This window comes from Agrobacterium sp. Ap1 (genome assembly GCF_017313375.1).
GTDB lineage: Bacteria > Pseudomonadota > Alphaproteobacteria > Rhizobiales > Rhizobiaceae > Neorhizobium > Neorhizobium cellulosilyticum.
In genome coordinates this window covers 713,215-735,227 of record NZ_JAFLMY010000001.1, presented here as the reverse complement: position 1 = coordinate 735,227, position 22,013 = coordinate 713,215, and the positions used below count along the sequence as shown (strand labels likewise).

The 22,013-nt window shown below is 60.9% G+C and carries 17 protein-coding genes; 8 read left to right on the top strand and 9 right to left on the bottom strand.

Annotated features, from left to right (window positions below; translation table 11 throughout):
• Positions 1-12: 12 nt before the first annotated feature.
• Both JZX87_RS03345 and JZX87_RS03340 read right to left on the bottom strand, forming a co-directional pair.
• Positions 13-1,653: a hydantoinase B/oxoprolinase family protein gene (locus tag JZX87_RS03345; protein WP_206823835.1), complete on the bottom strand. Its 1,641-nt coding sequence runs from the start codon at positions 1,651-1,653 to the stop codon at positions 13-15.
• Positions 1,653-3,704 carry a hydantoinase/oxoprolinase family protein gene (locus JZX87_RS03340; RefSeq protein WP_206823834.1) on the bottom strand — a complete coding sequence of 684 codons (2,052 nt, stop codon included), beginning with the start codon at positions 3,702-3,704 and terminating at the stop codon, positions 1,653-1,655. The genes JZX87_RS03345 and JZX87_RS03340 overlap by 1 nt, the downstream gene beginning before the upstream one ends.
• A gap of 450 nt (positions 3,705-4,154) precedes the next feature.
• On the opposite strand from JZX87_RS03340, the gene JZX87_RS03335 reads away from it, so the two are divergent.
• From JZX87_RS03335 to JZX87_RS03315, 5 genes are all read left to right on the top strand, one after another.
• Positions 4,155-5,684: an ABC transporter substrate-binding protein gene (locus JZX87_RS03335; RefSeq protein WP_206823832.1), complete on the top strand. Its 1,530-nt coding sequence runs from the start codon at positions 4,155-4,157 to the stop codon at positions 5,682-5,684.
• 118 nt (positions 5,685-5,802) lie between these two features.
• Positions 5,803-6,750, top strand: a complete 948-nt coding sequence (locus JZX87_RS03330) for an ABC transporter permease (RefSeq protein ID WP_206823829.1) — start codon at positions 5,803-5,805, stop codon at positions 6,748-6,750.
• Positions 6,747-7,580 carry an ABC transporter permease gene (locus tag JZX87_RS03325; RefSeq protein WP_206823827.1) on the top strand — a complete coding sequence of 278 codons (834 nt, stop codon included), beginning with the start codon at positions 6,747-6,749 and terminating at the stop codon, positions 7,578-7,580. The genes JZX87_RS03330 and JZX87_RS03325 overlap by 4 nt, the downstream gene beginning before the upstream one ends.
• Entirely contained in the window at positions 7,580-9,412 is a 1,833-nt protein-coding gene (locus JZX87_RS03320; RefSeq protein ID WP_206823826.1) for an ABC transporter ATP-binding protein, read from the top strand. The genes JZX87_RS03325 and JZX87_RS03320 overlap by 1 nt, the downstream gene beginning before the upstream one ends.
• Before the next feature lie 30 nt (positions 9,413-9,442).
• A complete protein-coding gene (locus tag JZX87_RS03315) occupies positions 9,443-10,765 on the top strand; it encodes an NAD(P)/FAD-dependent oxidoreductase (protein WP_206823825.1) in 1,323 nt (440 codons plus the stop codon).
• Positions 10,766-10,918: 153 nt separating this feature from the next.
• On the opposite strand, the gene JZX87_RS03310 is transcribed toward JZX87_RS03315, so the two are convergent.
• On the bottom strand, positions 10,919-11,923 hold the full coding sequence (locus JZX87_RS03310) for a 1-aminocyclopropane-1-carboxylate deaminase/D-cysteine desulfhydrase (RefSeq protein WP_206823823.1): 1,005 nt from the start codon (positions 11,921-11,923) through the stop codon (positions 10,919-10,921).
• A gap of 173 nt (positions 11,924-12,096) precedes the next feature.
• On the opposite strand from JZX87_RS03310, the gene JZX87_RS03305 reads away from it, so the two are divergent.
• The gene (locus tag JZX87_RS03305) at positions 12,097-13,941 is read left to right on the top strand and encodes an ABC transporter ATP-binding protein (RefSeq protein ID WP_206823822.1); all 1,845 of its coding nucleotides are present in this window, start codon (positions 12,097-12,099) and stop codon (positions 13,939-13,941) included.
• A gap of 24 nt (positions 13,942-13,965) precedes the next feature.
• A complete protein-coding gene (locus JZX87_RS03300; protein WP_286194064.1) occupies positions 13,966-14,667 on the top strand; it encodes an SDR family NAD(P)-dependent oxidoreductase in 702 nt (233 codons plus the stop codon).
• Positions 14,668-14,719: 52 nt separating this feature from the next.
• Here the strand turns inward: JZX87_RS03300 and JZX87_RS03295 are convergent, their stop codons facing one another.
• Genes JZX87_RS03295 through JZX87_RS03270 form a run of 6 tightly spaced genes read right to left on the bottom strand, consistent with a single transcriptional unit; the run spans position 14,720 to position 21,150 of the window.
• The gene (locus JZX87_RS03295; RefSeq protein WP_206823821.1) at positions 14,720-15,541 is read right to left on the bottom strand and encodes a sulfurtransferase; all 822 of its coding nucleotides are present in this window, start codon (positions 15,539-15,541) and stop codon (positions 14,720-14,722) included.
• Positions 15,542-15,566: 25 nt separating this feature from the next.
• On the bottom strand, positions 15,567-16,550 hold the full coding sequence (locus JZX87_RS03290) for a hypothetical protein (protein WP_206823819.1): 984 nt from the start codon (positions 16,548-16,550) through the stop codon (positions 15,567-15,569).
• Positions 16,547-17,896, bottom strand: a complete 1,350-nt coding sequence (locus JZX87_RS03285; protein ID WP_206823817.1) for a M20/M25/M40 family metallo-hydrolase — start codon at positions 17,894-17,896, stop codon at positions 16,547-16,549. Before JZX87_RS03285 ends, JZX87_RS03290 begins: the two co-directional genes overlap by 4 nt.
• Positions 17,893-18,813, bottom strand: coding sequence for an ABC transporter permease (locus JZX87_RS03280; protein WP_206823814.1), 921 nt, complete (start codon positions 18,811-18,813; stop codon positions 17,893-17,895). The genes JZX87_RS03285 and JZX87_RS03280 overlap by 4 nt, the downstream gene beginning before the upstream one ends.
• 3 nt (positions 18,814-18,816) lie before the next feature.
• Positions 18,817-19,656, bottom strand: a complete 840-nt coding sequence (locus JZX87_RS03275; protein ID WP_183820775.1) for an ABC transporter permease — start codon at positions 19,654-19,656, stop codon at positions 18,817-18,819.
• A gap of 6 nt (positions 19,657-19,662) precedes the next feature.
• Positions 19,663-21,150 (bottom strand): ABC transporter substrate-binding protein, encoded by a 1,488-nt coding sequence (locus JZX87_RS03270; protein WP_206823813.1) that lies wholly within the window; start codon positions 21,148-21,150, stop codon positions 19,663-19,665.
• A 166-nt stretch (positions 21,151-21,316) separates the two neighbouring features.
• On the opposite strand from JZX87_RS03270, the gene JZX87_RS03265 reads away from it, so the two are divergent.
• Positions 21,317-22,009, top strand: coding sequence for an FCD domain-containing protein (locus JZX87_RS03265; protein WP_206823805.1), 693 nt, complete (start codon positions 21,317-21,319; stop codon positions 22,007-22,009).
• The last annotated feature ends 4 nt before the right edge of the window (positions 22,010-22,013 follow it).

Sequence of the window (22,013 nt, the reverse complement as noted above, 5' to 3'; positions counted from 1 at the left end):
ACCGGAACGAGGTCAGTTGTAAAGCGATGCTGCTTCGCCGGCCGTCAACCGTCCTTCACGCACGTCGCGCTCGACCTCGGTCTTTTGGCGGCCGGTCGGTGCTCCGTAACCGCCGGCTCCGGGGGTTACGATTTCCAGGAGATCGCCGGCCTTGAGGTCGACAGAACCATCGACGAAAACGTCGCGGTTGCCGTTCAGCGAGAAGTAACCGCGGGCACCTTCGAGCCCGCCATCGATGCCCCAGGGGGCCGAGATCAGGCGCGAGCCCATGACCTGAACGCGGCAATCAGCCTCGGCCCGATAGACACGGCGAAGGCCCATGCCGCCGCGGAACGTGCCGGCGCCGCCGGATCCATCCACCAGTTCATAACGAAGAAGCGTGATCGGGTATTCGTTCTCGAGCGCTTCGACGGGCAGGTTGGAGGTGTTGGTCATGTGCACATGCACGCCGTCCAGACCATCCTTGTTCCAGCGCGCGCCGGAACCGCCGCCGATGGTTTCCAGATAGACCCAGAGGCTCTTGTCGGGGCGCGTGCCGTTGAAGCTGGCGACGCCGACGGAGCCGTTGGAGGCGGCGGTGACGCGATGCGGAATGACCTGGGCGAAGGCGCCGTGGACCAGATCGACGACACGCTGGCAGGCGGTGATGCGGCCATCCACGGCTGCCGGGTGGCCGCAACGCAGGAGGCTGCCTTCTTCCGCCGTCACATGGATCGGGCGGGCAAGGCCGGCATTCGGCAGGATTGTCGGATCGACGATCGATTTGACCGCGTAATAGACGGTTGCCAGAAGTGCGGTATAGACGACGTTGAGGCCGGCGCGGACCTGTGGCGGGCTGACGAAATCGAGGTGAACCTCATCTCCCCTGACTTCGATCGTGACGCCGAATTCCAGTTCGCCGACAAGCGATTCGCTGTCGAAACGGTCCTTGAAGGAATAGGTGCCGTCGGGGATGGAGGCGATGCCGAGGCGCATCTTGCGCTCCGCATAGTTCATCAGTTCGGCGCCTGCGGCCAGAACCGTGTCGAGACCGTATTTCTCGCAGAGTTCGTTGAGACGGGTAATGCCGAGGCGGTTTGCCGCCATCTGGGCGCGAAGGTCGGAAACGCGCTCATGCGGTACCTGGCAGTTGAGCAGGAAGAGGCGCTGGATATCTTCCTGCAACACGCCTTCCCTGTAGAGGCGGACCGGCGGAATACGCAGACCTTCCTGATAGATATGGGCGTGGCCGCGATCGGCGAAGTCGGAATGGTGGGCGGTGTTGATGGCCCAGGCCACGAGCCGGCTCTCAACGAAGATCGGCGACGCCATGACGATATCGGGCAGGTGGGTGCCGCCGCCCTCATAGGCATCGTTGCCGATGAAGATGTCACCGGGCTTGATGTTTTCCAGACCCGGCGTCTTCATCAGATAAGGGATGAAGCCGATGAAGCTGCCGAGATGCATGGGGATATGTTCGGCCTGGCAGAGCATCGCGCCATTGGCATCGAAGAGCGCCGTCGAGCAGTCGCGGCGTTCCTTGATATTGGTGGAATAGCTGGCGCGGACGAGCGCCTCGCCCATTTCCTCGACGGTCGAAGCAAAAGCGCTGGCAATCACTTCAACGGTAATCGGGTTGATGGCCGTGGTTTGTTCCTGATTGACGTTCAGCATCACTTCGCCTCAAGCATGAGATTGAGATAGGCATCGACGGTCGCGGTCGTATCCATCGGCACAACGGTGGTGGTATCCATCTGGTCGATGATCGCTGGACCATGGACGACATTGCCGGCCTTCAGCCTAGCGCGATCGTAAAGCGTCGCAGTGACGAAACCGCCGGCTTCCATCATCCAGACTTCGCGCGAACCGGTAATCGCCGCAGACGAATCCGGGCCTTCGATTTCGGCCGGCTGGAATTGCGCCTTTTCAACAAGCCCGCTGGCGGCAAGACGGAAGGTCACCATCTGCACCGGCTCACCTTCGGCGATGAAGCCGTAGAGCTGGCGATGGGCGTTGAGGAAGGCTTCTTCGATCGCTGCAAAGGTTGCGGCCGTGACCGTCCCTGCCTGTACCGGGACCGAGATTTCGTAGTTTTGGCCGGCGTAACGGACATCGACCGTGCGAGAGATCTGCTGCGCCTGCGGGGCAATGCCTTCGCTATCGAACCAGGCATAGGCCTTGGCTTCGAGGGCTGCATAGATTTCGCCGATGCCATCAGCGCTTGCCTCGTCGAGGCGAGTCAGCTGGGTGGAAGAGAAATCGGCGCGCAGATCGGTCATCAGCAGGCCGAGAGCGCAGAGGACGCCGGGCGTGCGCGGGATGAGGATGCGCTTCATGCCGAGTTCCTTGGCGAGGCGCGCTGCGTGAACCGGGCCTGCACCGCCGAATGCGACCATGGTGTATTCGCGTGGATCGTGGCCGCGCTGCACGCTGATGACGCGGATGGCCTTGGCCATGTTGGCGGCAACGATATCGAGAATGCCGTTTGCCGTTTCCAGAACGCCCATGCCGAGCTTGTCGGCCAGCGTCTGGATTGCAGCACGCGAAAGATCCTGATCGATCTTCATGCGGCCGTTGAGCAGGTATTTCGGGTTCTGCGTCTGCAGAAGCACGTTGGCGTCCGTCACCGTCGGTTCCGGGTTTCCGAGGCCGTAGCAGGAGGGGCCGGGATTGGCGCCGGCACTGCGGGGGCCGACCTTGAGGAAACCGCCATTATCGACATAGGCGATCGAACCGCCGCCGGCGCCGACCGTGTGAATGTCGAGCATCGGTGCCTTGATCGGATAACCGTGCACGACGGATTCGTTGACGACCTGGCATTTGCCGCCGGTCAAAAGCGCGACGTCGCTCGATGTGCCGCCCATATCGAAGGTGATCAGGTTCTCGATGCCGGTCATGCGGCCGATCGCCTGTGCGGCGACCACACCGGTGCTCGGGCCGGACAGTACGGTGCGGACCGGCAGATCCGCTGCCGCATCAAAACCGATGACGCCGCCATTCGACTGAGTGAGCTGCGGGGCGACGGAAATGCCGAGGTTCTTCAGCTTGCCGCTGAGCGCATTGACGTAACCCTTCATCACCGGGCCGAGATAGGCATTGACGACCGTGGTCGACAGTCGCTCGAACTCGCGGAATTCCGGGGCGATTTTGTGCGACAGTGCGGAGAATGCTTCCGGAAACTCTTCTTCCAGAATGCGGCCGGCGATCGCCTCGTGTTCAGAATTCAAAAAGCTGTAGAGGAAGCAGACGGCGACCGACTTGACGCCGGCCTTTTTCAGTTCGCGGACGGCGGCGCGGAACTCTTCCTCGTCGAGCGAGGTCTCGGTTTCGCCGTTCGACAGGACGCGTTCCTTGACGCCGATGCGCAGGTCGCGGCTGACCAGCGTATCGGGCTTGTCGGCCTGGATGTCGTAAAGGTCAGGGCGCTTCTGGCGACCGATTTCAAGAAGATCGCGGAAGCCGTCGGTGGTGATCAGGCCGGTCTCGACGCCGCGGCCCTGGATGAGCGCGTTGGTGGCGACGGTCGTGCCGTGGCCTAGGAAGGCAACGTCGGCAGCGGTGGTTCCGACTTCGCGAATGCCTTCTTCGACGCCTTGGGTGATGCCGCGCGAAGGATCATCCGGTGTCGACGAGACCTTCCAGATCTTCACCTCGCCGGTGGTCTCTTCAAACAAACATACATCGGTAAATGTACCGCCGGAATCCACGCCAATGCGCCAGACCATGAAGTTCCCCTTCTTGTTTTGAGGCCGTTTGCCCCGAGGTGGCTTCATGTAAGAACCGAAGAAAAAAACTGTCAACTAAATTCCAATAAATGGACCATCAATTATTTTATGGTCCGATTAACGGAATAAAGTGGATATTTTTGATAGATGTTAGCTGCAATCGACCCTTTTTATTCCTATAATCGGATCATTGATAAATATTTGGCCCTTTTATTGGAATTGCGCTTGACGATTTTCATTTCTGGTCCTTAGCTTGAGCCAACAGAAACCATTGGCCTCAAGCCTTTCGGATTTCTCAATGCCGCGGCTTCGTCATCGGGTGGAATGGATGATGCAGGGAGCGCGGCAAGACAGGTCGATGCTTGATAGCAAGGCATCCGCGAAAGCATGAAGACATGCGCGCCGTGCCTTGAAGCCAGAAACAGACAGATCATAAAAGAGGGAACTGCTATGATTGTTAATCGCCGAGATCTCCTGAAATATCTCGCCATCTCCAGCGCCGCCGCAGCACTTCCCGGTCAGCTTCTTGCTGCTCCGGCAGCCAAGACATTGCGAGTTGGCCTCTCCACCTACCCGTCGCATTTCCGCCCGTGGATCAATGTCGGCTATGCGGGCCAGCTCGTTTCGGCCCTGATCAACCGCAACCTCGTTACCTATGACGCGAAGGGGCAGCTGGTCGGCGAACTGGCGGAAAGCTGGACGCGCGAGAACGACCTGACCTGGGCATTCGTGCTCAAGGATGTGAAATTTTCCAACGGCCAGCCGGTAACCTCGGCCGACGTAAAATGGACGCTTGAAAAGATCGCAGCCGAAGGCTCCGGCGCCTATATGCGCGATCCGGTGACCCAGATCGCCTCGATCGAGATTGTCGACGACCGCAATTTCAAGCTCGTCACCAAGGCGCCGGACGTGACCATTCCCTCGGTCATGGCCTATCCCTTCCTTGCCATTATTGCGGCCGGCTCCACCGACGCCCAGGAGCAGGGTATCGGTGCCGGACCCTTCACCATCGTTTCCGCCGAAAAGGGCGTTGGCATTTCGCTCACCGCATCGGAACATTATTTCAAGGAAGGCCTGCCCTCCTTCAAGGATGTGCAGATCACCCCTTACGCAGACGAGAACCTGCGCGTTGCTGCACTTACCGCCGGCGATGTCGACCTGATCGATTACGTGCCGTGGAGCGCGATGGATACGATCGACAAGGACTCCAATCTGAGGCTCGATGCCATGGCTTCCGGTGCGTTCATGTATCTGAGCTTCAACGGTTCGGGCGTGTTCAAGGATCCGAAGCTGCGCCAGGCTGTTGCCTTCGGCATTCGCCGTGAGGAAATCGTCAACACCGTCTTCTATGGCCGTGGTGCTCCGCTTGCCGGCGTTCCCCGCCCGTCGGTCTCGCCCTATTACAACAAGGAACTGGCCAATTACTGGTCTTACGACCCGGCAAAGGCAAAGGCCCTGCTGAAGGAGGCCGGCCACGAGAACGGTCTTGAGGTCTCGCTTCTGGCCACCTCGCAATACACGATGCATTCCGGCATTGCCGTGCTGGTCCAGTCGCATCTGGCCGAAATCGGCATCAAGGTGAACCTGACCATGCCGGACTGGGCAACCCGTGTAACGATGGGCAATCGCGGCATCGGTGACTTCGCGGTCCAAGGCATCGGTATCGACACGCTCGATCCCGATGCGGCAGCAACCGTTATCGATCCGTCCCTGACCCAGACATTCCTGCGAAGCCGTAATTTCGAGGTTCCGGGCCTTTCCGACCTCTTGCAGCGCGGTCGCCAGGAAGGTGACGAGGCCAAGCGTATCGCGCTCTATGCCGAAGTCGACAAGCTCGTCTGCGATAATACCAGCTTCTGCGGCCTCGCTTATCGCGCTACGGGTTTTGCCCGCAACAAGACTGTCGGCAATCTCGAACTGCTGCCGGACCAGATGTCGCCCTTCTCGGCAACGCTGTTCGACAAGCTGGCGCTTGCCTGACACCATCTCCCCCAGCGCTTCCGCCTGCTTTTCGGCTTGGGCGGAAGCGGTAATGGCATTGGCTCTGGTCGCATGATTGCGGCGGCGTTTGCCGTGACGAAAAGAGAATAGGGGCTATATGTTCTGGTTTCTGAGACGCGGGATTGCCAGTCTGATCATGTTATGGGTGATCGTGACGCTGGTCTTCATGTCCATCCACTTCGTTCCCGGTGACCCCGTCGAACTGCTTCTGTCGCAGGATGGCGGTTCGGCCGATCCGGCAACCGTGCAGATGATCCGCGAGGATCTCGGGCTGAACCGCCCGATCGTCGAGCAGTATGTGGAGAAGCTGAAGGGCCTTGCCTCCTTCGATCTCGGGCGTTCGATGGTCGATGATAGTTCGGTTTCTGCAGAGATCGCGCGACGGCTGCCGCGTACGCTGGAACTGATCGGGCTTGCGGCGCTGATCAGTCTCGTGATCGGAATCCCGGCCGGCATCTATGCTGCACTTCACACAGGCAGGTCGTTCGATCGCGTTGCATCCTATGTCGCGGGTTTTGCCCAGGGCATTCCGGTTTTCGTGCTCGGCACGCTTCTCATTCTCGTCTTCTCGCAGATGCTGAAGCTGACGCCGGCAGGCGGTTTCGTCGCGTTTTCGCAGGCGCCGGGCAAACACATGATGCTGCTTCTGATGCCGTCGCTTTCGATCGGTATCGGTCTTGCTGCGATCGTCTTCCGCATCACACGCGCCTCGACGCTGGAAGTTCTGCCGCTCGATTATGTGCGCACCGCCCGCGCCAAAGGGTTGGGAGACCGCCGTATCGTGCTCCACCACATCCTGCGCAATGCGCTGATTCCCGTCATCACCATTTTCGCGCTGCAGATCGGTTCGCTGCTCGGCGGCACGGTGCTCGTTGAATATGTGTTCAACTGGCCGGGCCTGTCGGGAATGCTGGTCAGTGGCGTTAATGCCCGTGACTATCCGACTGTCACCGGTGTCATTCTGGTGATTTCGGCACTCTTCATCGGCCTCAATTTCCTGGTCGATGTTCTCTACGGCCTGACTGATCCGCGGGTGCGCAAATGACCGGAACCTCCTTGAAATTCACACCACGCCAGATCCCGGCCTATCTTCTGGCTCTGTTGCTCATCGTCAGCCTTCTCGCTCCGGTTCTGCCGCTGCAGGATCCGCTTGCGATGGATACCGCGGCCCGTTTTGCCGGTCCCTCGGCGGCACATCTGTTCGGTCAGGATGAATTTGGGCGCGATATTCTCGTGCGTCTCATCTTCGCGCTGCGAAACTCGCTGATCGTGGCCTTTGCCGCCGCCATTATGGCGGGCATCATCGGCACGGCGCTTGGTGTTCTGGCCGGCTATTCCCGCGGGCTGACCGAAATGCTGGCGATGCGGTTTATCGACATCGTGCTCTGCTTTCCGCCGCTGCTGCTCGCCATGCTGGCAGTGACACTTTACGGCCCGGGGCCGGTGACGCTCATTCCCGTTCTGGCGATCGTCTTTGTGCCGAGCTTCACCCGCGTCGCCCATGCCAGCGTGCTTTCCGTCCGTTCGCAGGATTATGTCGAGGCCGTGCGCAGCATGGGGGCAAGCAATGCGCGGGTGATGTTCTCCACCATCCTGCCCAACATTGCCGGTCCTCTGATCGTCCAGTTTTCGTTCACCGTCGCGGTCACGGTCGTGCTTGAATCCGGCCTGTCCTTCCTCGGACTCGGCGTGCTGCCGCCGGCCCCGTCGCTCGGGCTGATGATTGGAACCGGGCGCGCCACGCTGGCGCAGGCGCCGATGCTGCTCGTCTGGCCCTGTGCCGCACTGACGGCGATGATCCTCATTCTCAATGCCTTCTGCGACGACCTGCGTGACAGGCTCGATCCGAAATCCAGCAAGATCAAGGGGCAGTGATGTCGATAGCCGAAACCACAACAAAGCCCGGCCTGTCGATTTCCGGCCTGAACATATCCTTTCGCAACAAGGATGGATGGACCTCGGTCGTGCGCAATCTCGGCTTCGATATCGCACCGGGCGAGACTGTCGCGATCGTCGGTGAATCTGGTTCGGGCAAGAGCGTCACTGCACTGTCCGTGCTCGGCCTGTTGCCGCAGCAGTCGACTCGGATCGAGGGTTCGATCCGGCTGGGAGACAGGGAACTACTCTCCCTCTCGCCGAAAGACCTGAAGGCGCTGCGCGGCAACGAGATCGCGATGATCTTTCAGGAGCCGATGACCTCGCTCAACCCGACAATGTGCATCGGCGAGCAGATTGCCGAATCCATCATCGCCCATCGCGGCATCTCGAAAGGAGAGGCCAAGATCGAGGCGATCCGGCTGATGGAGAAGGTGCATATCCCGTCTGCGGCACGGCGTTACGGTGAATATCCGCACCAGTTTTCCGGCGGCATGCGCCAGCGCGTGATGATCGCCATCGCGCTTGCCTGCAAGCCGGCACTGCTGATCGCCGACGAGCCGACAACCGCACTCGACGTGACGATCCAGGCGCAGGTGCTGAACCTGATCAAGGAGCTGCAGGAAGAAGAGGGCATGGCCGTTCTCTTCATCACCCACGACATGGGTGTGGTTGCCGAAGTTGCCGACCGCATGGTGGTGATGTATCGCGGCGACGTGGTGGAAGAGGGGACGACGACCGAGATTTTCGCCAATGCCCGTCATCCCTACACCAAGGCCCTGCTTTCCGCCGTGCCGCAGCTGGGATCGATGAGCGGCTCAAACGATCCGCAGCCTTTTGCCATTTACGATATCAACACTGGCCTTGCCGCCGAGGCTTCGGTGTTGAAGTCCACCGTGGATACATCTGAAATCCTGCTCGACGTGACGGACCTGTCGATTCGTTTTCCGGTGCAGCAGACGATCTTCGGCAAAGTGACCGCGCGTGTCCATGCGGTCGAGAATGTCAGCCTGACGCTTGCACGCGGAGAAACGCTGGCGATCGTCGGCGAATCCGGCAGCGGCAAGTCCACGACCGGCAAGCTGATCACCGGTCTCTTACATCCGACAGCGGGCAAGGTGGAGATCTGCGGCAAGCCGATGCGCAGCGACACGCGGCAATCGCTCAGTCGCTCAGTGCAGATGATCTTTCAGGATCCCTTCTCCAGCCTCAATCCGCGCCTGACGGTCGGCCGGGCGATCACCGAGCCGCTGCGGATCCACAAGCTGGCAACGGAGAAGGAGCAGGACGAGATTGCCGCCTCGCTGCTCACCCGTGTCGGCCTGTCGCCCGATATTGCGAAACGCTATCCGCACGAATTTTCCGGTGGCCAGAGGCAGCGAATCTGCGTTGCCCGCACGCTGGCGCTGAAGCCGAGCGTGATCATCGCCGACGAGGCAGTGTCGGCGCTCGACGTTTCGGTTAAGGCGCAGGTGGTCAATCTGCTTCTGGAATTGCAGCAGGAAATGCAGCTCGGCTTCATCTTCATCAGCCACGACATGGCCGTGGTCGAGCGGATCAGCCACCGCGTGGCGGTGATGTATCTCGGAGAGATCGTCGAGATCGGACCGCGGGCAGCGATCTTTTCCAATCCGGTTCATCCCTATACGCGCCGTCTCATCGAGGCCGTGCCGGTGCCCGATCCGTCGCGACGGCGTGACCGCCACAAGATTGCCGACAGCGAGATCCGTAGCCCGGTGCGGCCCGGAGACTACGTGCCACCTGCGCGGACCTATCGCGAAGTATCGCCGGGCCATCTGGTGCAGGACGCCGGCCCGGAATGGGCGGCTTGAATTTTCAAATAGACCATTGAGGCAAAGGCCATGTCACTTTCCATTCCCGTTTCTCCTTTTCAAGGCGATGCCGAACTGCCGGCGCATGCCGATGTCGTAGTCATCGGCGGCGGCATTATCGGCATCAACACGGCGCTGACGCTGGCGGAGCGCGGCGTCTCCGTCGCGGTGGTCGAAAAGGGCGTGATCGGTGGCGAGCAATCGGCCCGCAACTGGGGCTGGACACGCCAGATGGGCCGCGATCCGGCGGAAATTCCGCTGACCATGGCAAGCCTTCGATTGTGGTCGCAGATGAACGAGCGCACCGGCGAGGAGACCGGCTGGCGGCGCACCGGGATCACCTATCTCTGCTACAACAAGCGCGACATGGAGATCTGGGGTGGCTGGTACGAGAAGGGCAAGGCCTACGGGCTGAACTCCGAAATGCTGACGGGTGCGCAGACCGAGGCGCTGCTGCCGGGATCGTCGGGCGGCTTGATCGGTGGTCTTCACACCCCGAGCGATGGTCGTGCCGAACCGGCACTTGCGACGGTTGCGATGGCGAATGCGGCGCGCCGCGCCGGCGCTCACATCCTGACGCAGTGCGCCGCGCGTGGTGTCGAGCGCTCGGCGGGCAGGATTTCCGCCGTCGTGACCGAACGTGGCCGGATCACCTGCTCGTCTGTCGTGCTGGCGGGTGGTGTCTGGTCGCGGCTGTTTGCCGGCAATATGGGCATCGATTTTCCGCAGCTGAAGGTGATGGGCACGGTTGCCCGCGTGACCGGTATCGAAGGGATTTCCGACATGCCGGTCGGCGCTGGTGATTTCGCCTACAGAAAGCGCCTGGACGGCGATTATTCGGTGGCGCTGCGCAATGCCAATATCGCCAATATCGTGCCGGATAGTTTTCGCCTGTTCGCCGAATATATGCCTTCATTCATCCAGACATGGCGGGAAATAAAGCTGCGCGTCGGCAAATCATTCGTCGATGAACTGGTGATGCCGAGAAGCTGGCAGCTTGACGAAAAGACTGCCTTCGAGATGATCCGGACGCTCGACCCGCTGCCGACGAAATCCTTCAATCGCAAGGCGCTTGCCAATCTCGCACGCGCCTATCCCGCTTTTGCCAAGGCGCGCGTCGTCAACGAGTGGGCCGGCATGATGGATGTGACGCCGGATGCCGTTCCGGTCATCAGCGACGTGCCGTCAACGCCGGGCTTCTTCATCGCCTCCGGTTTTTCCGGCCACGGGTTCGGCATCGGGCCGGGCGCTGGTCATCTGATGGCCGATATCGTCATGGGTGGCGATAAACTGGTCGACCCCGCGCCGTTCAACATTTCGAGGCTCCGGCCGAAACTGGCGATTGCCGCTTAAAGAACGAACGGCATCACCGCTGCCGGGCAGTCCATGCCCGGCATTTTTGTCTCCCGCCACGACAAAAAAAGACCTCCCATATGCGTTCGGGCAATATGGGAGGTTTAGTTGGGGAGGGGTGTCCGGCATTAGGTCCGGTCTGCTGGCTTTGGTTCAGCCAGCGAGATCGCTGGTCAGCAGGCCGGCATAAGGGAAGAGAGCAGGGGAGCCGCCGCAATGGATGAAGAGAACGGAGCTGCCCTTTTCGATGCTGCCCTTTGCGACACAACCCATGATGCCGGCGAAAGCCTTGCCGGTGTAGACCGGATCGAGAAGCATGCCTTCGCGATTGCCGGCAAGCTTGATCGCGGCATTGCCCTCATCCGACGGGATGGAGTAGCCTGGGCCGATATAGTCGTTCTCGATGCGGATATCGTCTGCGGTCCAGCGCTTTTCGAGGTCGAGAAGGTCTGCGCCGGCATTGGCCATGACGGCGATGCGCTCGCTGAAGGGAACGGCGCTGCCGGTGACGGCGATGCCGACGACTTCCGTTTCCGGCCAATAGAGCGAGCAGCCGATATGCAGGCCGGCAAGTGTGCCGCCGGAACCGACCGGGGCAACGAGGTAGCGCGGAGCGGGCGTGCCGGCGGCGGCATATTGTTCGGAGAGTTCCTTGACCGCGTTGACATAACCCATGGCACCGAGTGCGCTGGCACCGCCAAGCGGGATGATATAGGCCTTCTCGCCCCGTGCTTCAGCCTCAGCGGCATGTTGAGCCATGCGCGGATTGATCTCGGTGAAATAGGCATCGGGATCGAGGAAATCGATCTCTGCGCCGAAGAGATGGTCGAGCAGGAGATTACCCTGGTAAAGATTCGGGCGATTGCCGCGCAGGACGAGAATGGGCTTCATGCCGTATTTGCGAGCGGCAGCAGCCGTCATGCGGGCATGGTTGGACTGATGGCCGCCGGTGGTGATGAGCACCTTGACACCCTGGGCGACGGCATCGGCCATCAGGTATTCGAGCTTGCGCACCTTGTTGCCGCCACCGCCGAAGCCGGTGAAGTCGTCCCGCTTGACCGACAGCGTAATTCCAAGCTCGGCGCTCAGGCGCTCCATCTTCTCGATCGGCGTCGGCAGATAACCGAGGGAGAGCCTGGGGATCGCTTCGAGTTTCATGCAGATTTCCTTTTGAAGCAGGGGATGCAGCGGGTCGCAGACGACCGGCAATGACCAATGGATATATAATATATCCTATATCGATGCTGGCAAGATGCTTTCATTTGTGGCATGCAATATAAAGAGGCAAATTATTGCCCCGGACCCGAATTTGAGAGAAAAAGGACCCGTCCATGAGCGCACCCGTGATGACCGTGTCGGGCCTGAAAACCTCCTTTCGCCGCAAGGGCGTCTGGCTTCCCGTCGTGCGTGACGTGTCCTTCGATATTCATACGGGCGAGACACTGGCGCTGGTGGGCGAGTCTGGTTCCGGCAAGAGCGTTACCGCGATGTCGATCATGCGGCTTTATGCGCCCGAGACCTGTCGGATCGAAGGATCGGTAAAGCTCGAGGGTCAGGAGCTGACAACGCTGTCCGAGCGAAAAATGCGCGACGTTCGCGGCGACCGGATCGCGATGATCTTTCAGGAGCCGATGACGAGCCTCAATCCGTCGCTGACGATCGGCGACCAGATTTCCGAGGTGCTGGTGGCACATCGCGGCCTGTCGCTGACGGACGCGATGAAAGAGACGCGCGGCCTGCTGGAAAAGGTGCGCATTCCTTCCGCCGCCAAGCGCCTCGAAGAATATCCGCACCAGATGTCCGGCGGCATGCGCCAGCGCATCATGATCGCCATGGCGCTTGCCTGCCGCCCGAAACTTCTGATCGCCGACGAGCCGACAACGGCGCTTGACGTGACCATCCAGGCGCAGATACTCGAATTGATCAAGCTGTTGCAGGAAGAGGAGGGCATGGCCGTTCTCTTCATTACCCATGACATGGGCGTGGTTGCCGAAATCGCCAACCGCACACTCGTCATGTACAAGGGCGAGGCGATCGAGCGCGGCCAGACTGAGCAGATTTTTGCCGAGCCGCAGCGGGGATATACCAAGGCGCTTCTCTCCGCAGTGCCGAAGCTCGGTTCGATGCAGGGCGAGGCAGGCCCCGCTCGTTTCCCGCTGGTGGATGTCGAGACGGGCGTGCCTGTTGCGATGCCACAGGTGAAGGACACCGTGTCTGCCGAACCGGTGCCGCTTCTGCAGGTCAGCGATCTGGTAACGCGTTTCGATATCGGCAGCGGGTTTCTGGGTTCCACATCGGGCCGCGTCCATGCCGTCGAGAATGTCTCCTTCGATCTCAAAGCCGGAGAAACGCTGGCGCTTGTCGGCGAGTCCGGTTGCGGCAAGTCGACGACCGGCCGCACGATCATCCGTTTGCAGGATGCGACGTCCGGCTCGGTGAAGCTTGACGGCAAGGAGATACTCGGCCTCACAGGTGAGGACATGCGCGCCATGCGCCGGCATATCCAGATGATCTTTCAGGACCCGTTTGCCAGCCTTAATCCGCGCATTCAGGTTGGCGATGCGGTGGCCGAACCGTTGCTGGCGCACAAGATTGCATCCGGCAAGAGCGATGCCCGTGATCGGGTGGCGGACCTGATGGTGAAGGTCGGTTTGCAGCCGGATATGGCGAGCCGTTTTCCGCACGAGTTTTCCGGCGGCCAGCGGCAGCGCCTGTGCATTGCCCGGGCGCTTGCCATGGCGCCGCAGATCATCGTCGCGGACGAGGCGGTGTCCGCTCTCGACGTGTCGATCAAGGCGCAGGTGATCAACCTGATGCTCGACCTGCAGGAAAGCATGGGGCTTTCCTATCTGTTCATTTCCCACGACATGGCGGTGGTGGAGCGGATGAGCCATCGGGTTGCCGTGATGTATCTCGGCGAGATCGTCGAGATCGGTCCGCGACAGCAGATCTTCGAGAACCCGCAACATCCCTATACAAAGCGGCTTCTGGCAGCGGTTCCGATTCCTGATCCGGCCCGTCGCGGCATTCGCCGTGGTTTGAGCAACGAAGAGATCAAGAGCCCGATCCGGCCGCTCTCCTATGTTCCGCCGAAGCGGGATTATGTGGAGGTTTCGCCGGGGCATCTCGTCCAGTCCTGGGGCGACGAGTGGGGCAGTGCCGCTGCCGCGGCGTGACGTGAATTCGCAGGGGATGAAAAAATGACAATGTCGAACCGTGTTGCAATGATCAGCGGCGCATCGCGCGGCATCGGTGCTTCGATTGCGGAAAAGCTGCTTTCCGAGGGCTGGGCGGTGAGCCTCGGGGTGAGAAGCCCGGAGGCTTCCGCATTCAATGATAATTCGAACGCGCTTGTCTGCCGTTTCGATGCGCTCGATCCTGCGAGCGAACGTTCATGGATGGAAGAGACGATCGCCCGTTTCGGTCGTCTCGATGGCCTGGTCCACAATGCCGGGATCATGACGCCGAAGACCGTGCTGGAGGCTGGCGACGACGATTTCGACCTGATCTTCAATGTCAACGTCAAGTCGCCGATGCGTCTCAGCCAGCTGGCCTGGCCGCATCTCGAAAAGGCACCGAACGGGCGGATCGTCACGCTGGCATCGCTTTCGGGCAAGCGGGTGAAATCGGCGGGCTCCGGGCTTTATGCGATGTCGAAATTTGCGGCGGTGGCGCTCGGGCATGGCCTGCGCCAATGCGGCAAGGAGAATGGTGTCCGTTCGACGATCATCTGCCCGAGTTTCGTCGCGACCGACATGGGCAATGCGCTAGCAAGCCGCGACAGCGCCGAACTGACGCAGCCCGAGGACATTGCCAACATTGTGCACATGGTTCTCGAACTGCCGAAGACGGCAAGCATCGCCGAGATCCCGGTCCATTACACCGTCGAAGACTGCTATTGATAAGGCCTGTGTCGTTTGCCGAGCCGCGTTATGCGGCCCGGCTTGACGCGGGTCAGACTTCTTCGGCCGGGCCGATTTCGATCGGCAGGGCGGCGTTGCCGGCCCATTCATGCCATGAACCGACATAGATTTTCAGCTTGTCGAAACCTGCGAGCTTGAGGCCGTAGAGTGCGGTCGCCGCGCGTGCGCCGCGGTGGCAATAGGTGATGATCTCGCGATCCGGCGACAGGCCGGCTTCTTCGGCGATCCGGCGGATTTCTTCGGCCGGACGATATTTGCCGTCCTTCAGCACATCTTCGTAGAAGGCGAAATGCGAATTTGGGATGCGGCCCGGGCGGGCACAGCAGGCGTGGTGGAACGTGCCCTCGAATTCCGTCTTGCGGCGGACATCGAAGATATCGGCGTCATGATCCGCGTGGTTCAGCACGTCATCCGTCGAGGCGACGAGTTCGCGGTGGAAGCTTAGACCCTTTGTCTCGGATTGTGCGATCACATCCGGCAAGCCTATTCCTGAAGCCGTTTCGCCGCCTTCTGCTTTCCAGGCTTGGATGCCGCCATCGAGGATGAGGCCGCCCTTGAGGCCCACGAGTTCATAGAACCAGAGGCCGCGTGGCGAAATCATGCCGGTCTGCTCCTCGAAAAAGACGGGGATGCGATCGCCGCCGAGGCCCAGCCGGTCGAAGGCTTCGCGAGCGCCCGCGGCCATGCCGGTTATGCCCGCCTCGTCACTTTCGGGAATGAAATAGTCGTAGACATTGAGGCTCACCGCGCCGGGAATGGTGGCTTCGCGCCATGCCGCTTCCGGCCGCACATCGACGGGAACGAGGCGGCCTTCGGGCAGCAACTTGATGAGTTCGGCGGCGGTGATGATCATGGCCGGATCCTTTCGGGAATGCGTATCAGATGGACGGCAGAAGAGTGCCGATGTTCAGGTCGTTCGCTCGGGCGAGCACGCGTGCGGCAAAGGCGATGTCGAAGACGTTGAGGCCGAAGCTGGAGAAATAGAGCGATGCGTCAGCCGGTGGCTGCCAGCCGTCAAGCAGCAGGGAGGGCAGATCCGCCGCCACGCGCTCGGGCGAAAACTGTCCTGCGCGATACATCTGGAACAGGCTTTTGGCGCTCTTCTCGGCGAAATCGCCCCAGAGATCGACTGTGACGAGATCGGTTGCTGTGATCGTCTCGAACATGACTTCGTGAAAACCAACCTGCATGATCAGCCGGCCGGGTCGAACGGCGGATCTGTCCAGAAACGGCTGCGGTGCCGACGTACAGCAGATGACGACATCTGCATCGGCCAGCGCCTCATGCCAATCGGCATGGGGACGGACGTGGGTGGAAGCGTGCCTGACCTGTTCGATCAGGGGATCGAGGTTTGCTCGTGTGCGGTTCCAGAGATGGATCGCTTCGAGACCGGGGAAAAAGGCAAGCAGCATGTCCAGATGGGTCTGCGCATGCGCGCCGGCACCCAGCAGGGCAACGGTCCTGATGCCATCGGGTTTGAGGGCCTTGATTGCCGCGGCTGAGACGGCAGCGGTCCGCATGCGGGTCAGGAGTGCGCTTTCGACGCTGCCGACCGGTGCGCCGTCGGACAGGCGGTTGATGATGGTCGTGCTGCTGATGCTCGGCAGGTCGCCGATCGGTTCTGCGCGATGGACGGTCCATTTCAGACCGGCCGCATCATACGCCCCGCCGACGAAGGCCGGCAGGCCATAGGCCTTGTTGCGCGGGTCGGCTCCGAGCGGCATGACGCTTTCGGCGACCATGCCGGCTTCGCCGCTGCGCAAGAGCCGGATCGTGGCGTGGATATCCTCCACGGCCGCCACCCAATCGAGCGCGCCGGCCTCGATTGCATCCTGGCGGGAGAGATGGCGGATAGTGCTCACACGGCCTCCGGTTCGTCTGCGACGTGTTCGAGCCAGAGCGCTATTGACTGGATGAAACGTCGAAAACCTTCAAGCGTCATGAACTCATCGATGCCATGCGCATTGCCGCCACGGCCGGCGCCGGCGAGCAGGAAGGAGTTTGCGTGGGGCGCGAAAGCATAAGCGGGTGCTGCGCCGATTGCCCAGGGCCAGATCTGCGGCGTGGCATTGGCAGTGGTCCCGTAGCTTTTCAGGAGGGCCGGGACGCCGGGCGCATCGGCGCGGAAGCGGAAGCCGGGATAGCTGTCGGCAACGTTGAGGATCGCTCCCGGCGTCTTTTCGAGTGCTACCCGGTACTGGCTGAGGAAATCCGCCGGATCGAGGGAGGGCGGTGTGCGCAGCTCGAAAGCGGCACGTGCGCCATGCGGGATCACGCCATCGGAGCGGAGCGGCATGGTTTCGAGGCTCGATATGTTGAATGATGCGGTCGAGAGGACGTGTTCCAGCAGTGCCTGCGCGTCGCCTTCCAGGGAAAAGGTTTCCGTCTTGCGGAAGCGCAGTTCGGCTGCTGGATCGAAAGCTTTTGCGAGATCCGAGATGATCCCTGTGGCTTCCGCGTCGATTGCGATCCTTGCCAGTTCGCCGGTTGGCGGCTTGCCGATCAGGGACAGGGCTTCGACCAGCCGGCTTGCGGGATTGGCAATCCATGGAGCGTTGCTGGAATGGATGGCTGTTTTCGGGCCGCCCCATGCACCGCCATCGACCCGGACCTTGCCCTTGGCGATGCCGGAAAAGCCGAGATAGACGCGCGGCGCGCCGCCGCCATATTCGCAGAAGGAGGGAAAGATCGCGGAGGCGCTTTTGCGTACCGGGCAATCGGGCGCAGCGAGATAGTCGCGCATCGCGCCGCTGCCGCTTTCCTCTTCGCCATCAATGAGGATCTCGACATTGACCCGCAGTTTTCCGGCATCCGCCAGCGCCTTGACGGCGAAAAGCATGCCGGCGAGCGGGCCCTTGTTGTTTTCCGCACCGCGGGCAACGAAGCTTTCGCCGATGCCTTCGAGATCGACGATGCCGCCCTTGAACGGATCGACTGACCAGCCTTCCGGCGAGGCGGGCATGACGTCATACATGTTGTAGAGGATGATGGTCTTTTCCGCGCCGACATCGATGCGGGCGTGGATAACCGGCGGGCGGCCGTTCGAAGATTCAGCCGAGACGATGCTTGCGCCGAGTTCGCTCTTTAGCCAGCTGACAACCGCATCCGCCTGTCGCGCGATCTGCCGTTCATCGCCCTTGACCGACGGGATTTCGCACCACTCTCGGGTGAGGTCGAGAGCCGCGTCGAAAGTGGCGTCCGAAGTCACAGCCTGATCCTCGGGTTGAGCCAGACATAGGCGAGATCAACGAGGAAGTTGACGATGACGAAGACGGCCGCGGCGAAGAGAACGACGGCCTGAACGACCGGGAAGTCGCGGTTCTGGATTGCCTCGACCGCCAGCCGCCCGATGCCCGGCCATGCGAAGATGATTTCCGTCACCAGCGCGCCGCCGAGAAGCGAGGCGAAATACATGCCCTGCACGGTGATGACCGGGATCAACGCGTTGCGCAGCGCGTGATGGACGATGATGCGCCAGGAAGAAATGCCCTTGGCTCGGGCGGTGCGGATATAGTTTTCGCCCAAAACCTCGATGAGGCTCGCCCTGACCAACCGGGTGATGGCGCTGAGATAATAGGCGCCGAGCGCGATCGACGGCATGATCAGGTGCCAGGCCGAGCCGATGCCGCTCGACGGCAGCCAGCGCATTTTCAGCGAGAAGAAGATGATTAGCAGCAGCGCCAGCCAGAATACCGGGATTGCCTGGCCGAGCAGCGAGATGACCCGGATGGCGAAATCGATGGCGCTGTTCTTGCGCACCGCCGCGATCGTGCCGAGCAGGAAGCCGAGGAGAGAACTCCAGACGAGTGCGGTCATGGCGAGAAGCGCCGTTGCCGGCAGGCGCTCGATCAGAAGATCGAGCGCTGGGCGCTGGAAGCGTAGGGACATGCCCAGTTCTCCGGTTACGGCGCTTGCGAGAAAGCGGCCATACTGAACCCAGATCGGATCGTTGAAACCCATGGCCTGACGAAATGCCTCGATCTCCTCGCGCGAGGCTTCGGGCGGCATCATCAGGGCTGCCGGGTCGCCGGTCAGGAACAGCGCGAAAAACACGATGGCCGAGACGCCGAACATGACGACAAGGCCCTGAAGCGCGCGGCCGGTGATAAAGCTCAAGGTCTTCATGTTTTACGCATTCCTGCTGTCTGCACGTCTTACGAGCCAGTCGCCGATCAAATTGCAGCCGATTACCAGCGCACCGATGACAAGGCCCGGATAGAGCACCAGCCAGTTGGCAAGCAGGATGAAGGAACGGCCTTCGCCGATCAGATTGCCAAGCGTTGGGGTTGGCGGCTGCACGCCAAGGCCCAGGAAGCCGACAGAGGCTTCGAGAATGATGAGTCGCGGCAGGTCGAGCGTCATCAGCACCGTGATCGGCCCGACAATGTTGGGCAGGACATGGCGGAAGATGATGACCATGTTGGAGAGGCCGATGGAGCGCGAGGCGTCGATATATTCCAGCTCGCGGATTTCGAGCGTCTTGGCGCGGGCGACGCGGGCAAAGACCGCCCAGCCGGTAACGCCGAGCACGACGACGAGATTGCCCATGCTCGGGCCGATGACGGCAACGATGAGCAGGATCAGCAGAATGAACGGGATGGCGAGCTGCACATCGACGGCACGCATGATGATGATGTCGAACCAGCCGCGGTAATAACCGGCGATCATGCCGAGTGTCGTGCCGAGTACGACGGAGATGACCGAGGCGGCAAGGACGATCGACAGCGAGATTGCCGTTCCAAGCCCAAGACGGGCGAGGAGATCCCGCCCGAGCTGGTCTGTTCCCAGAGGATGAAGCTCTCCGCCAATGACGGAGAGCGGCGGCTTGAATGTCGCGGTCAGGGTTCCGCGCACCGGGTCGATCGGCCAGAGGAGAGGCACGAGGACGCAAAGCGCCAGAACCGCGATCAGAAGGAACGTGGCAAATATCGCATCTGCGTTGTCCCTGACATTCCAGAACCGTGTCATGCGCGATTACTGCTTCTTGATGTCGAAGATCGGGATACGGGCGTCCGGGCGTCCTTCGAAGGTGACCGACTTAGCCTTACCGTAAAGGGCATCTTCCTGGTAGAGCGGGATGACCGGGACCTGCTCGGCGGCGAGATCCTGGATCTGTGCAAGAACCGCTTCGCGTTTTGCCGGGTCGACGATCGAGCGGCTTTCGTCGAGCAGCTTGTCGAGTTCCGGAATGGAGGCTGTCGAATAGGGCTCGCCGGTCTTGAAGATGGCGTAGACGGCGGCATCCGCATCGAGTGTCTGGGTGGAGCCCCAGCCGAGCATGAAGATCGGCCCCTTGCGCGGAACCTGCTGGGTGTAGACGGACCAGTCGAGCACTTCCTGATCGATCTTGACGCCGATATCGCCGAACTGCTGGGCAATCGCCTGGGCGACTTCGCTGTCCTTCATGTAGCGATGGGTGGACTGCATCTTGATCGAAAAGCCGTTCGGCAGGCCGGCTTCGGCGAGCAGAGCCTTTGCCTTTGCCGGGTCGTAGGGCGTGACGGGCAAATCCTTGTAGCCGAAGTCTGCGGCGCCTACCTGCGTGCCGCGTGGCGATGCCATGCCCTGCAGGATGTTGGTGACGATCGACTGGCGATCGATCGCCATGTTGAGTGCCTGGCGGACCTTGATGTTATCCAGCGGCTTTTCGCTCATCACGAGGCCGAGATAGATGGTGAGACCACCGTTCTTTACCTGGACAAGATCGGTATCCGGGCTGTCCTTGACCATCGGGGCGATATCGACGGGGACGTTTTCGATCAGGTCGACCTCGCCGGTCAGGAGCGCGGTTATACGCGCCGTGCCATCCGGGATCGCTCGCCAGGTCACCTTGTCGATCGACGGCGCGCCGCGCCAGTAATCCTTGTTTGCTTCGAGAATGACGTGCTGGTCGGGAACGAATTCGACGAATTTGTAAGGGCCGGTGCCGACCGGCTTGCGGGCGAAGACGTCGTTGCCGACTTCCTTCACGTATTTCGGCGGCACGATATAGGCAGGATAACGGCTCATGCGGGTGGGCAGAAGCGGATCGGCGCCCTTGGTCTTGATGCGGACGGTCAGCGGATCGACGACTTCGACGCTTTCGACCGTGCGGATATAGGATACGGTCGGCGACTTTGCGGCAGGGTCAATGACGCGGTCGATGGTGAACTTGACCGCTTCGGCATCCATCGCCTCACCGTTGTGGAATTTCACGCCGTCGCGCAGCTTGAATTCCCAGGTCGTGTCGTCGATCGCCTTCCACGAGGTGGCAAGGCCCGGAACCAGCTTCATGTCCTTGTCGCGCATCACCAGCGTGTCGAAGATGTTGTCGACGATCGTTGCGCTCTCCTTGAGGAAGCCGGGATCCATCGCGGTGGTCGACGCGCCGCGACCTACGACGATATCGGCCGCCGAAGCGATGGCCGTGGAGATTGGCAGCAGCATGGATGCAGCGAGCGCAATGGCAGCAAGTCTTTTCATGGGGGCCTTCACTTCCTCTGGTGTTGGTATCTGATATCCTGACAATGTATTCGTCAGGGGGCTATTATTATCTGCTAAGATATATGATATATTCTTTGTGGGCAAGATATGGGCATTTTCGATTGAGTGCCAAAAAACGGGCAATTTTTCCAAGGGTGAGGTCTAAGTGAGTACAGCTTTGTTCAATGCGGCTCCCCGAAGGAGCCTGGTTACCCATGTGGAAGACGAAATCCGTGCCGCCCTGATAGAAGGGCGGCTTGAGCCGGGTACCCGGCTCGTTACGAAGGAGCTGGCGGATTCGCTCGGAATGAGCATCACGCCTGTGCGCGAGGCGCTGGTGCGTTTTGCCGCCTCCGGGGTTCTGACGGCAGAACCGGCGCAATCCTTCAGGGTGCCGACGATGACGGTGGAGCAATATTCGGAGATTTCCGAAATCCGCAAATCGGTCGAAGGCCTTGCGGCATTCAATGCAGCGTCGCAGATCACGCCCGACGAGATCGCCACGATGAAGGCGCTGCTCACACGTTATCTCGCGGCAAAGGCCGAAAAGGACCAGCATCTGGCCCTGACACTGAACAAGAAATTCCGTTTCGTGCTGTATGCGGCAGCCCGGATGCCGACGCTTCTCGGGGTGATCGAATTGTTGTGGCTAAGGGCCGGTCCCGGGTTCAACTACCTTTATCCGGAAGTCCAGTCGGGAACAGGAGAACACCACAATTACGACGACCTGCTGGTTGCCCTGCATGAGCGACAACCGGTTGCGGCTCGCGAGGCGATCGAACATGCGATCGAGGATGGCGCGCGGATCGTTATCGAGGCTTTACAGCGGCGGCAGACACAGCCGGTTCCGGCGAAGTAGGAGA